Source organism: Fischerella sp. JS2 (genome assembly GCF_032393985.1).
GTDB lineage: Bacteria > Cyanobacteriota > Cyanobacteriia > Cyanobacteriales > Nostocaceae > Fischerella.
In genome coordinates this window covers 2,015,031-2,027,960 of record NZ_CP135918.1, presented here as the reverse complement: position 1 = coordinate 2,027,960, position 12,930 = coordinate 2,015,031, and the positions used below count along the sequence as shown (strand labels likewise).

At 41.9% G+C, this 12,930-nt stretch carries 11 protein-coding genes and 1 pseudogene; 6 read left to right on the top strand and 6 right to left on the bottom strand.

The window, feature by feature from the left end:
• Positions 1-2: 2 nt before the first annotated feature.
• The gene (gene treS, locus RS893_RS08470) at positions 3-3,377 is read right to left on the bottom strand and encodes a maltose alpha-D-glucosyltransferase (protein WP_315790755.1); all 3,375 of its coding nucleotides are present in this window, start codon (positions 3,375-3,377) and stop codon (positions 3-5) included.
• 111 nt (positions 3,378-3,488) lie between these two features.
• Here treS and malQ point away from each other — a divergent pair, with 111 nt between their 5' ends.
• The 3 genes from malQ to RS893_RS08455 all read left to right on the top strand — a co-directional run bounded on the left by malQ (position 3,489) and on the right by RS893_RS08455 (position 5,941).
• Positions 3,489-5,009, top strand: a complete 1,521-nt coding sequence (gene malQ / locus RS893_RS08465) for a 4-alpha-glucanotransferase (RefSeq protein ID WP_315790754.1) — start codon at positions 3,489-3,491, stop codon at positions 5,007-5,009.
• Between the two features lie 165 nt (positions 5,010-5,174).
• Positions 5,175-5,600: a putative toxin-antitoxin system toxin component, PIN family gene (locus RS893_RS08460; protein WP_315790752.1), complete on the top strand. Its 426-nt coding sequence runs from the start codon at positions 5,175-5,177 to the stop codon at positions 5,598-5,600.
• An 11-nt stretch (positions 5,601-5,611) separates the two neighbouring features.
• Positions 5,612-5,941, top strand: a complete 330-nt coding sequence (locus RS893_RS08455; protein ID WP_315790751.1) for a toxin-antitoxin system HicB family antitoxin — start codon at positions 5,612-5,614, stop codon at positions 5,939-5,941.
• A gap of 603 nt (positions 5,942-6,544) precedes the next feature.
• On the opposite strand, the gene RS893_RS08450 is transcribed toward RS893_RS08455, so the two are convergent.
• The 3 genes from RS893_RS08450 to tnpA form a co-directional block, all read right to left on the bottom strand.
• Positions 6,545-7,687: an SUMF1/EgtB/PvdO family nonheme iron enzyme gene (locus RS893_RS08450; protein WP_315790749.1), complete on the bottom strand. Its 1,143-nt coding sequence runs from the start codon at positions 7,685-7,687 to the stop codon at positions 6,545-6,547.
• Positions 7,688-7,704: 17 nt separating this feature from the next.
• On the bottom strand, positions 7,705-8,502 hold the full coding sequence (locus tag RS893_RS08445) for a caspase family protein (protein WP_315790748.1): 798 nt from the start codon (positions 8,500-8,502) through the stop codon (positions 7,705-7,707).
• Between the two features lie 72 nt (positions 8,503-8,574).
• A complete protein-coding gene (tnpA, locus tag RS893_RS08440) occupies positions 8,575-8,976 on the bottom strand; it encodes an IS200/IS605 family transposase (RefSeq protein WP_315787365.1) in 402 nt (133 codons plus the stop codon).
• Between the two features lie 46 nt (positions 8,977-9,022).
• Between tnpA and RS893_RS08435 the strand changes: the two genes are divergently transcribed.
• From RS893_RS08435 to RS893_RS08425, 3 genes are all read left to right on the top strand, one after another.
• Positions 9,023-10,147, top strand: coding sequence for a transposase (locus tag RS893_RS08435; protein WP_315787367.1), 1,125 nt, complete (start codon positions 9,023-9,025; stop codon positions 10,145-10,147).
• Positions 10,148-10,496: 349 nt separating this feature from the next.
• On the top strand, positions 10,497-10,832 hold the full coding sequence (locus tag RS893_RS08430; protein WP_315790746.1) for a hypothetical protein: 336 nt from the start codon (positions 10,497-10,499) through the stop codon (positions 10,830-10,832).
• Between the two features lie 68 nt (positions 10,833-10,900).
• Positions 10,901-11,080 (top strand): addiction module protein, encoded by a 180-nt coding sequence (locus tag RS893_RS08425; protein WP_315790745.1) that lies wholly within the window; start codon positions 10,901-10,903, stop codon positions 11,078-11,080.
• A 396-nt stretch (positions 11,081-11,476) separates the two neighbouring features.
• On the opposite strand, the gene RS893_RS08420 is transcribed toward RS893_RS08425, so the two are convergent.
• Together RS893_RS08420 and RS893_RS08415 are read right to left on the bottom strand one after the other, a co-directional pair.
• On the bottom strand, positions 11,477-11,875 hold the full coding sequence (locus RS893_RS08420; RefSeq protein WP_315790744.1) for a DUF2141 domain-containing protein: 399 nt from the start codon (positions 11,873-11,875) through the stop codon (positions 11,477-11,479).
• A gap of 86 nt (positions 11,876-11,961) precedes the next feature.
• A pseudogene (locus RS893_RS08415) lies at positions 11,962-12,791 on the bottom strand (DUF6920 family protein).
• Positions 12,792-12,930 lie beyond the last annotated feature (139 nt).

Genomic DNA, 12,930 nt, shown 5'->3' with positions numbered 1-12,930 from the left:
AATTACTTCGAGTTTTGTAACAAATCCAAAATTCGCTGTAAAGGAATTTCGAGCCAATCCGGACGGTTTCTGAGTTCGTAGTCTAAATCCAGGATGACTTTTTCTAACAAGAAAGCATCAAGGAGGACTTGTAACTCTCTAGGATGCTTGGGTATGAAGGCTGCGTGATCTGAGGTGATCAGATAGGATTTTAAAAAGGCGACGCTAGACCAGCAGAAAAAGAACTGCTGCCAGTGTTCTGCCAGTGGTAACTCATCAGGACGCAGGATACCGCTTTCTTCTTCGTTACGCAAAGCAACACGGCTGGCATAGTAAAAAGATCCGATCATTGAGGCAACATCCCGTAGGGGCGATCGCTTCATCCGGCGTTCACTCAAAGGACGTTCTGAGTTACCCTCAAAATCAATGATGATAAAATCTTTACCTGTGTACAACACTTCCTCTAAGGAATAGTTGCCATGACACCGAATCCGCATGGCAGTGATTTTGTGGTTTAAGATTTCCTGAAAGCGCCCCAAAATCAACTCGCGTTGGTTGATTACCAATTTTGCTAAAGGTTGGACATTATTAGGCAATTGCTGCAAATGTTTATTCAATAGCAATATGGTCTGCCCTGCCTGATTCCGCATGTATTGGTAGATGGAGCGCTGGTAGAAGGAAGAAAATAGCTCTGGTGCAAAGTCTGCGTTTTCCAGGTCTGATGCCAGTGCTATGTGCAATTGGGCAGTTCGTTGTCCCAGCAATTCAGCAGCCAATAGGTAATTACCCATAAATTCTTGAGCCATTTCCGGGACTGGAATATATAGCGCTGCTTGCAACAAGGAGGGGGGTAGTTCAATATCAGTTATATCTGCGTATTTTGGCAGAACTAGTTCAAAAAAGTCACGCAAGCTGTCTAGGGTATAAGACCAAGCATCGCGAATCTCAGGGATATATTTTCGCAAGATCCCCAATGTCATTGGTGCAGAACCTTTACAGTGATATTCTAATGCACCGGCGACGGGGGCTAAGTGGTCTAATTGGGGTATGCCTTTTTTAGCTGAAGTTTCGGTGAGAAAGCGACCTATTTCGAGGTCGGGGTTAATACCAGCCTCAACTTTGCGGAAGATTTTACAGATCAGGCGATCGCCATAGATAATGCCTGTGTTAGTATGTTCACCTTTGAGTAAATGCGGTTCCAAAGAAACATTACTGCTGTGTTCGCTAACGGAAGTCAGAATTTCCGAAAAATGTTCTGTGGATGTTGCCAGCAATTTACCTTGCATACCTTCGTAGGTATGATGATGAGCGATCGCATCCAAGGGGATATTTAAAAAGTCTTTTTGTCCTAAAGCATCAAATAAGACTCCGGTTTCTTGTTTACCCTGGACATATATCTGGGCTACAATTTGTTCGATGTGAGTGCTAAAGCGATCGCTGCCAACGCCATCTGTCTCGTAAGCAAGGGTGAGAACATAAGTTTGGGGATCGCCTTCTGTGTAGTCTACCCGCAGTAAAATAATATATGCTTGGGTCTCATCGTGACTCACAGGAATTGCTTCCATAACATGGGTAGCTTGGATAATGCGTGTTTTGCCATCGAACCAAGCACAACTACACAGATAATCTGGCAGTATACTTTCAAGTGCCGTTCTCGCCTCACCTTTGGCAAAAACATTCTGCCATTTGCCACTGACTATGAGTTTAGGTATTTGGTTGGGATTGCGAATCGGACAGGTAAAGCTGGGTTGCAGTTGCAGGGTAAACCAATAGAATGCATGGGGTCCCAAGCTAAGGAAGTAAGGAGATTCACTAATTACCGGAAAAGCATTGCGACCAAAAATTTCTACCGGAACCATACCATTGAATGCAGATAGATCCAATTCCACAGTCTGCACAAACCGCGAGAGATTAGCGACAACGAGAATGTGTTCATCGTTGTAGTTGCGAGTAAAAGCTAGGACTTTGCGGTTTTCTGGATATAAAAATTCAAACGTACCCCGACCAAAAGCTTGATAACGTCCTCTGGTGGCAATTAGTCGTTTAGTCCACCACCACAGAGAATTTGGGTTTGCCCGTTGTGCTTCCACGTTGACCGCTTCGTAGTGGTACTCTGGGTCTACAATCAAAGGGGCATAAAGCCTTTGGGGATTGGCACTGCTAAAACCTCCGTTTCTGTCAGGACTCCACTGCATCGGCGTACGCACACCATTGCGATCGCCCAAATAAATATTGTCCCCCATACCAATCTCATCACCGTAATACAATACGGGTGTTCCTGGTAAAGACATTAACAAAGCATTCATCAACTCAATCCGGCGACGATTATTACCCATCAACGGCGCGAGACGGCGACGAATACCCAAATTAATCCGGGCTTGGGGATCTTGGGCGTAAACTTTGTACATGTAATCCCGGTCTTCATCACTGACCATTTCCAAAGTCAGTTCATCGTGGTTACGTAAAAATAGCGCCCACTGACAGTTATCGGGAATGGGTGGCGTCTGTTGCAAAATGTCAATGATTGGGAAGCTATCTTCCATATGCAACGCCATATACAAACGTGGCATTAGGGGAAAGTGAAAATCCATGTGGCACTCATCCCCTTGTCCGTAATACTCTACTGCATCTTCGGGCCACTGATTTGCTTCCGCCAGTAACATCCGGTTGGGGAACTTAGCATCTACATGTCGCCGCAATTTCTTCAAAAACTCGTGGGTTTCTGGTAAATTCTCACAGTTAGTTCCTTCACGTTCATAAAGATAAGGCACTGCATCTAAACGCAGACCATCAACGCCCATTTCTAACCAAAAATCAACAACATTAAACAGTGCTTGTTGTAACTCTGGATTTTCAAAGTTTAAATCTGGTTGGTGAGAATAAAAGCGATGCCAATAATAGGCTTTTGCTACCGGGTCCCATGTCCAGTTAGAAGTTTCAAAATCCTTGAAGATGATCCGCGTGTCCTGGTATTTTTCAGGAGTGTCACTCCAAACGTAAAAATTTCTTTCGGAACTGCCCGCAGGCGATCGCCTTGCCCGTTGAAACCAAGGGTGTTGGTCGGAGGTGTGATTGATAATTAACTCAATAATAATGCGAATCCCACGCTCATGGGCAGCTGTCAAAAAAGCTTTAAAGTCTTCTAGATTACCGTAGATGGGGTTGACACTAGTGTAATCTGAAATATCGTAGCCATCATCGCGCAGTGGCGAGGGGAAAAAGGGCAGCACCCAAACTGCTGTGACTCCCAAATCTTGCAGATAATCTAACTTCTGCGTTAACCCACAAAAATCGCCAATGCCGTCGCTATCACTGTCGGCAAAAGCACGTACAGGCACTTCATAGATTACAGCATCTTTAAACCAAAGCGGATCGTCCTTCAAAATCGGATTTTGCATAGTTTATACAACCTATTGGCAATAAGTTATTGTACAAGGGGGACTCGCAGCTTTGTTTGAATTTTTAGACCTTTTTGTATTACCTGATACCGAAAAACTGAGGATTTTGTGATGAGCTTTCAAAGAGCAAGCGGAATTTTGTTACATCCAACTTGTCTGCCCAGTCGATTTGGCATTGGTGATTTAGGTCATTCGGCTTACGAGTTTGTGGATTTCTTGCAGAGAAGTGGCCAAAGACTGTGGCAAATATTGCCTTTGGGGCCCACTGGCTATGAGCATTCACCCTATACAATGAATTTTAGTGCTTTTGCTGGAAATCCACTGCTGATCAGTCTAGAGCAGTTGGTACAAGAGAATTTACTATCCCAAGAGGAATTGACGCTGCCACCGGAAAGTGCAGATGACAACCCTAATAGAGTTAATTTCGATGTAGTCATTCCTCACAAAATAAGTATTCTCCGTCTTGCTTATGAACGCTTTCAACATTCCTTAAGCGAGAAATCGAACCCTGAATATGAACAATTTTGTCAGATGCAATCGGCTTGGCTCGACGATTACGTCTTGTTCATGGCACTACTAGAAGCAAACGATGGCAAACCTTGGAGCCAATGGAAAAGTGCGATCGCTCGCCGTGAACCTAGTGCCTTGCAAGCCGCAGCCCAAGAATTTCATGACAGTATACTATATCATAAATTTCTACAATTTAAATTTTTTCAGCAGTGGTCACACCTGCGAGCCTACGCCAACGGCAAAAACATCCAAATAGTCGGGGATATCTCAATTTACGTTTGTCACAACAGTTCTGATGTGTGGGCAAATCCTGAGATTTTTCAACTCGACTCCCAAACCTTAGAACCTGCTTATATTGCAGGTGTGCCACCAGATTACTTTAGTGCAACTGGACAATTGTGGGGTAATCCTGTATACGACTGGGAAAAATTGCAGCGAACCAACTTTGCCTGGTGGATCGAACGTTTCCGAGCCACATTACAATACGTAGATATTGTCAGGATTGATCATTTCCGGGGTTTTGAAGCTTACTGGCGCGTACCATCCGGGGAAGAAACAGCTATCAATGGCGAGTGGGTGAAAGCACCAGGAGTCGAATTTTTTGAAACTTTAGGAGCAACTTTAGGTAGTTTGCCCGTGATGGCAGAAGATTTAGGTATTATTACACCAGAAGTAGAAGAATTGCGCGATCGCTTTGATTTTCCAGGAATGCGAATCTTGCAATTTGCCTTTGGTGGTGGTTCTGACAATGCTTATCTACCCCATCATTATGTGAAAAATTGCGTTGTCTATCCAGGAACCCACGACAACGAAACTACACTAGGTTGGTGGCAAGATGGATCTAAACCCGAAGAAAAGCAAATGGTTGCGAAATATCTCGGTTACGATTCGCCAGAAGAAATATTAGAAATCAATTGGGAGTTTATTCGTACAGCATTAGCTTCTGTTGCTGATTTAGCAATTCTTCCCCTCCAAGATATTTTGGGTTTGGATAACAGCGCTAGGATGAACGATCCGAGTGTGAACGCGGGTAACTGGCGTTGGCGTTACACCAGTTCGGATTTACTCACATCAGAATTAAGTCAAAGATTGTTAGAGATGACACAACTCTACAGTCGGTAAACAGTTTCTTGTAGAAGTCGGGAGACTTCTAAATATCTAAACAACAAGGTCCCCGACTTTTACCCTCCGGGAAGCCACCGTAAGGGTGTCTACAAAAAATTGGGGATCTGAATTTTTCTAGTTACTAGCAAACAGTGACACTATAGGTAGTGCTATAGTGGTGTCATGTCTAGTGTATCGTTGTCTCGTGTCGTTATCGACACTAACGTAGTATTTGAGGGCTTAACCAAGCAGGGTGGTGCTGCTGGTCTAATTATTGATGCATGGCTAGCTGATTTATTAACAGTCTGTGTTTCTAATGCGTTGGCTTATGAATATGAAGATGTTTTGTCTCGTAAGCTTTCAGAAACTCGTTGGCAAAAACTTCAATCTGTTTTAGGAGAACTTCTCAACCATGCTCAAATGACAATAATCTACTACTCATGGCGACCAACTTCACCTGATCCTGGAGATGATCTTGTCATTGATTGTGCAATGAATGCAGGTGCAATGATAGTCACATCAAATATTCGTGATTTTCAAAGAGCAAGCAAATCACTAGGTCTAAAAGTTATTACACCTGTTGAGTTAGTAATCAAACTCGCTTCTTAAAGGAGTTAACAATGAGCCGATTAACACTTCGTTTACCTGAAACACTTCATCAGCAACTAATTCACTTGGCCGAAGGGGAAGGTATTTCTCTCAATCAATATATAATTTATGCTCTGACTCGACAAGTCACACTAGCTTATTCAATTCAGCCGATATCTGAAGAAGAAGTTACACAGCAACAGCAATCTTTCGCAGCACTTTTAGACAAGTTAGGACAGGCTTCTCCTAGTGAAATTGAATCAACTTTGGCTGAACGAGAAAAAGTTGAACCAGAAGCAGAGTTAAGTTCTGAAGTTATCAATCGTCTTCAACAGCGAATACATGAACGCTCAAAAACATAACATTCGTAAACGACAAGATCCCCGACTTTTTGTAGACACCCGTAGGGTGGCTTCCCGGAGGGTAAAAGTCGGGGATCTGACTCTCTCAATATTCACAACTCATTTAAGATTGCTATAACTTGATGCGATCGCAATGTAACTCGATTTAAACTTAATAGAACTTGATCCGATCTTCATGAAACTCGATTCGATCTTCATGAAACTCGATCTGATCTTAATGCAAGTCGATGCGATCGCAATGCGACCCGATACAATCGCAATGTAACTTGATGCGATCTTAATGCAAGTCGATGCGATCGCAATGTAACTTGATGCGATCTTAATGCAAGTCGATGCGATCGCAATGCGACCCGATACAATCGCAATGTCACTCGATGCGATCTTAATGTGACTCAATGCGAATCGCAATTTCACTTAATATCAAGCCTAATACATACACAATCTTCAAGTTCCCCGTTCCCTGTTTCTTCCCGTTCCCTTTAACTGTTCACTGATAACTGATAACTGATAACTGTAAAAATAAATCGAGATCGCTGCGATCGCAAAAGGCAAAGGGAAAAGAAAAAAGAGCAGAGGGCAAAAAGGCAAAAGTGTCAAGGGCCACTAAGTCCTCGGCGCAACACCGCACACAACACGAAAACCGTTGAGGTAACTGACGACGTTGTCGGGAAAATAGGAGAGGCGGCTGGCAGAACTACAGTTCCGAGGATGGCTGTGCCACGAACCACCGCGCAGCACTCGATCTTCATCATTCAAACCTTGCCATGCACTGCCATCAGCTGGCGCTCCTGCATAGTTATTATGCCAAGAATCTGCACACCATTCCCAAACATTGCCGTGCATATCGTATAAACCAAAGGCGTTAGGTGGAAAATATCCTACAGGCGTTGTTTCTTCTCGATACTTTCCTTTAGGCGCATCGCCAGAGATGCAGTTACCGTCATAGTTTGCCAAATCAGTAGTAATCGTTTCACCAAAATAAAACCGTGTTGTCGTCCCAGCACGACAAGCATATTCCCACTCAGCCTCACTTGCTAGTCGATATTCTCGTCCTGTTTTTCTGGAAAGTCTGGCACAAAATTCGACTGCATCATACCAAGATACAGATTCTACAGGTCGGTTATCGCCTTTAAATTTGGATGGATCAGGTTTTAAATCACGATTAATTTTCGGTAATGCGGCTACTGCTCGCCATTGGGCTTGAGTGATGAGGTATTTACCCATAAAAAAAGTAGAAATGATGACTCTATGTTGCGGTCTTTGTTCGTACATAGTAGGACTTTCTTCTATCGGTGCGCCCATTGTAAATCTACCACTAGGAATTTCCACCATCTCCAAACTTATACCTTGTCCCAAATCTTCGGCAAAGTATTTAGCAGTTCCTACATGACGATGTTCTTTACGGAAACCAAATAAACCTTTGTTTTCTATCCGCACCACTTCAAACTCAAAATCTCGTAAAGATGGTAAAGAATTTTGTGATTGTTGCGCTTGTTCTACTACATCTTCCCAGTGAGGAATTGCATTTACTGACTCTTGTTGTCCCAGTACCTGTTTTAACTCAGCCTCTACTTGCTGCATTTGCTCTACTAAATCCTTAGCCTGTTTTTGAAGCAGCAGACGGTTACGCTCATCATACACTTGACTCCATTGCCTATTAACTGCGAGATACTCTTCGCATAAATTTGCGAAGCGTTCCTTCAGCACTTGTGCTTGAATATCGCGTGTGTTAAACGTCTCTGCCATAAACTAGCTCAACTTAGTTACTTTAACTTCGCTTCAATTTCTTTCATTTGCTGCAAAATATCATCAGCTTGTTTATTCAGCAGCAAACGTTCTCTAGCATTTAACGCCTGTCTGAGTTGCTTATTGACAACCATGTACTCTTCACTCAGACTATCAAATTCTTGTTGTAATTGTTGCTTTTCCAGTTTATTTGCTTGACTCACATCAGAACCTCCTGATTTAGTTTGCTGCTTTGGATTATCCCGATAATCAGCCAAAATCATATCGCCCAATCCTTCCGTACGGGCTGTCGGCTCTTGCAAAACGTCATTTTTTACACCCCAACGCCGCAAACCATCCAACACATGATTTTTCAAATCATCAACGGTGACAAAATTCTTACCTGCACGATCAGCTTGACCACTTAGCCCTTCTAATAAATTATAGGTAAACACACCATGCTGTTTTTCTTGCCATTCAAAAGCCTTTTGTTGAGCTGTGCTGGCTGCAATTAGCGCAAAACCCTCAGCCTGTTCGTAAACATTATGAATAAACTCTGGATCAGCTAATAAATCTCTACCAATATCTAAACCAGTGTGACAAGCATCCAAAGTTAATAGCAAGCGTCGTGCTCTACTACCTTTCATATACTGCTCTACCTTAGCCACAGGAAGCGCTTGCTGTTCTAATAGGTTTCGCTGAGTATCACAAGTAATTAAAACAGGTTCTTTATGATTCCCTGCTGTCTTCACCACAATCCCATGACAAGCAAAATGCACCCAGAGTAAATCATCTGGTTGCACAGCATCACAAATTTGCTTGAGTCTCGCTTCCACATTATTACGAATCGTGATGCGTAAAGCCGCCTTTTTCTAAAGGGCGGATATAAGCGAACATGATGAATTTATTCATCCGTGAAGGGGGTCATTAATATACTCTAAAACCTTCTGAGTACTAATCTTTCCAGTCGTGTCAAACATATAAGAATGTGTCCATAAGCTAGGTAATCTCAATAATTCTGGAAATTCTTTTCTTAGTAGTCTTGATGACCTTCCTTTAAAAGCTTTAACTATTTGAGATATTGAGTGGTGCGGATCATATTCAACTAGTAGATGTATATGATCCGGCGCAACTTCTAATGCTTTGATAATCCACTTCTTGTCATTAGCAACAGACTGGAATACTTCAATGCATCGAAGTTTTAAGTTTTCGTTATTAGCGAATACACGAGCGCGTCTGCATGGTATCCAGATTAAATGGACAGTAGCTAATCCAACAGCATGATTGTAATGATTATAAACAGTTTTCATGTAGATGAGTATTGATTATCTACACCACTGATGATATCATAATCACATGAAAACCCTGAAGTTTAAACTGTATCAGCACAAAAGAAATAGATTCCTCAAGCGCATGATTAACGCGAGTGGGATAATCTACAATCATTGTATTGCCCTACACAAACGCTACTATCGAATGTGGGGCAAACACTTAAGCTGTGCAAAACTTCAATCTCATATTGCCAAACTGCGGAAATGTAATCCATTTTGGCAAACAGTAGGTTCTCAATCAGTACAAGATATTTGTCAACGCATTGAGAAAGCCTACCAATTATTTTTTAAACACAACAAAAAAGGAGTTAGACCGCCAGGATTTAAAAAAGTTAAGAAATACAAATCATTCACTCTTAAACAATCTGGATACAAGTTTTTAGGTGGAAATCGAGTCAAGATTGGGAACAAAGTTTATCAATTTTGGAAGTCGAGAGAGATAGAGGGAACAGTCAAAACCTTAACCATAAAACGCACTCCTTTAGGCGAGCTATTTATGATTATAGTTGTTGATGATTGTTCTAATTCAAAAATCAAGTTTGCGACTGGTAGAATAGCGGGATTTGATTTTGGATTAAAAACATTCCTCACTTGCTCGGACGGAACAAAAATTGAGTCTCCCCAATTTTTAAAACAATCATTAAATGCCATTAGGAAAGCTAGCCGACAGCATTCTAAAAAACTCAAAGGTTCATCAAACAGAGAGCGATTTAGAAAAAATCTAGTTCGCAAATATGAGGATATTTCTCATCGTAGACGTGATTGGTTTTGGAAACTCGCTCATAAATTAACAGATAATTTTGATGTGCTTTGTTTTGAAACCTTAAATCTTAAAGGAATGCAACGTCTTTGGGGTAGGAAAATATCAGACTTGGCGAGGCGTGAATTTCTGCAAATTCTAGAATGGATTGCTAAGAAGAAGCATAAACAAGTAGTGTTTGTAGATCAATGGTATCCATCCACAAAAACTTGTTCTAGCTGTGGACACATTTTAGAAAAATTGGATTTGTCGATTAGACGCTGGCGTTGTCCTTCATGTCAATCTGAAAATGATAGAGATGAAAACGCCAGTCTTAATATTAAAAGAGTCGGGAGTTCGACTCTAGGCGTAGGAGATGTTAGACAGTCTCAGACTGCAATCTCTGTTTGATGCCTGAATCCCCCGTTTTCAAAACGGGGGAGTGGCTCAAAAGCTCACGTCATCCTATTCACAGATGGGCAAATTTTATCGCTGGATATTCGCCTGAATTTGTATCTATATGTATCTAAGATCTTTATGGAATACATATTCCCACAGGTCAACTTACTCTATCTTTGCTGGAAAAAATAGGTTTCAAGAAAACACAAATCAAGCTCTTGAGAACTAGAGGAAGCCGTTGGATTTTATCGAAACGTGAAGGTGCAGGTACACCAATTGGAGACAATGGAAGAAGACCTGGAGTTCTCTGAGACTAGCAAGACTGAGATTACAGAATCTAATACTCTTTACAAAGTAGCTTTTGCTGCTATGCAACGAATATATTGAAGTTTATCTTAGTCTGAGCAAGCAGTCTGATGGCTTTGCAAATATTCAGAATCTTAATTTAATTTCTCGTGATAGTCGCTTAGTTGTTATCTATAGACTTTCATTGGGTTTAGATCCAGATACTTCAACTCCAGAGGAAATTAAACGTGAAGTTGAGCGTATGCTAGCGGTAACTCTGGATACGGAGTCAGCGATTACAGGGGGAGTTTATGAAAGAATACGTCTTTTTGCAAACTCTTTAGTGGATCATCTATTTGCAGAGACTGATGATCTAAGGCGCTCATATTGTAAATTGCAGCGTTCAATTTGATGGGCAAAACCCTGTCCGTTATATTTAATATGTTCATTTGCCTGTTATTTACATTTAGGTAAGTTATTGTGGACATCACAGCTACTTTAAACGAGATTACAGCCCTTAGCGTTGAAGATCGGATTCGTCTTGTGCAAGCGATTTGGGATAGTATTGCCGCAGAGCAAGCTTCTCCTGATCTGACGGAGGTGCAAAAACGGGAACTTGATCGCCGAATGACTATGAGGCTAATCCCGATGATGTCCTGACATGGGAAGATATTAAGGCTTCGATCAAGAGTCAACAATGAATTATGTATTGGTGTTTCGTCCAGAAGTTCGCGAAGAACTCAATGAGGCATATACTTGGTAAGACAACCAGCAGCCAGGACTTGGCGACGAGTTTTTAGACTGTGTGGATGAAATGCTAAATCGAATTTGCCAGATGCCAGAGTCGTACGCAGTTGTCTATCGTGATGTACGACGGGCTGTAGTACGACGCTTCCGTATGCTGTGTACTACCGTATTGTATCGAGTCGGGTGATTATAACAGCAATTTTTCACGCCCGGAGAGATCCAAAAGCATGGCAGACGCGAACCTAACACAAACAATGTTTATAGACTACGTAGTACCATTCTAAGTCTAGAGCAGCTTAACATTACCCCTCAATTACCCAACAGATACCGCATCTGAATCCGAATGTGAGTATTTGCACCTTCCACAACGATCGCAGCTTCTGCAAATTCAGGTGAACCTATGCGAATTTTGGGGTTACGGGAGAACCCGAAACCTTCAGTAGGAATGCCTAAAAAATTACAATTGAGTTTACCGTCACAATTAGCGTCATGAATCACAGCAACCGCGTACTTGCCTGCTGGTAAATTCTGAAACGTAACAGTAGGTGTAGTGTCTGTAATCTTCATAGACGCAGATTGCAAAGCGCGATCGCCACTAGTGGGAAAGCCCTCACTATTAGAGAATAAATTCAGGCAGATTTGACCTCGCTGATTTTTTAACCCATCGATACTAATCGTCAGGTTGCAGTTACCAGATTCTCTCATCATCTCACGAGCATTCCAGCATAAATGTTTATAACTGAAAACGGGCATTTAAATCAATGGATTAATCCCCATCTCTCCTCTTCTAACTTTCACTCAAACTCAGCCTTTGCAATCGTGGCGCGAAAGAATTCCAGATAACGTTCTGTACCAAACCACCAACCCGCGTTCATTTGGGATGGAATTGTGAAGCCACCAAACTTTTGTTCTGCTTGAAATTCTACGCCAAATGGGATATAATTCCAACTACTATCCTCTGTCTTATCTCCCCAACGTAGCAGAGAAAGCTTTAAAAGTTTGCCATTGCTGTCTACAACCAGCGTTAGTGTCACAGGTTCATCATCAATAACAAAATTTGCTTGCACAGTCCTCTCATCAATAGCCTGCCAAATAACACCTTGTTGAGGCAACAACGCAGAAGGTAGCCAGACAAACTCGCCTGCAAGTCTGCCAATACTGGAACGAGCAACATCGTGCGTGTGAGCATTTACTAAAGGAACAAGTCCCCACAGAGAAAACCGCATTCTACTCGTTCCATGAATGTAGTAATCAGCACCCATAAATTGAGACAAACCACGTCCAACTGTAGCTTGCCAAACAAATCCCTTTAGCAGTGAAATTCTCTGTTTGGCTGCATTGGAACCCAAGGTTTATCTTCTCCCAACCGAAAACTACCACTCATTTCCAAAGTTACCGAAGACGCCAAAGGGGTTCCTGGTGCGATCGCATGTAAGAAGTAGCGCTGCACTGAGTTGGGTAAACCAGCAACCATGTCTTCTGTAAAAACATTTTCTGTGGGTAAATCTGTAAGTTCTAGCCAGATTTTACTGAGTTTGTTGTCATTTTTAATTCTTACAACTACCAACATCAAAAATGCGATCGCCAGTAATACCGCAATATTAAATAAGATTTTTGTCAACATATAGATTTAACTCCAGTTGGAATCAATTTCCAACTTAGGAGCAAAAAATGAGAAACTTTTGAGGAAGTGAACTGTCAGGCTTTTTGAATGATGGAACCTAAATTCCATCAAACGCGATCGCACTCGTCAGCAACTCTCG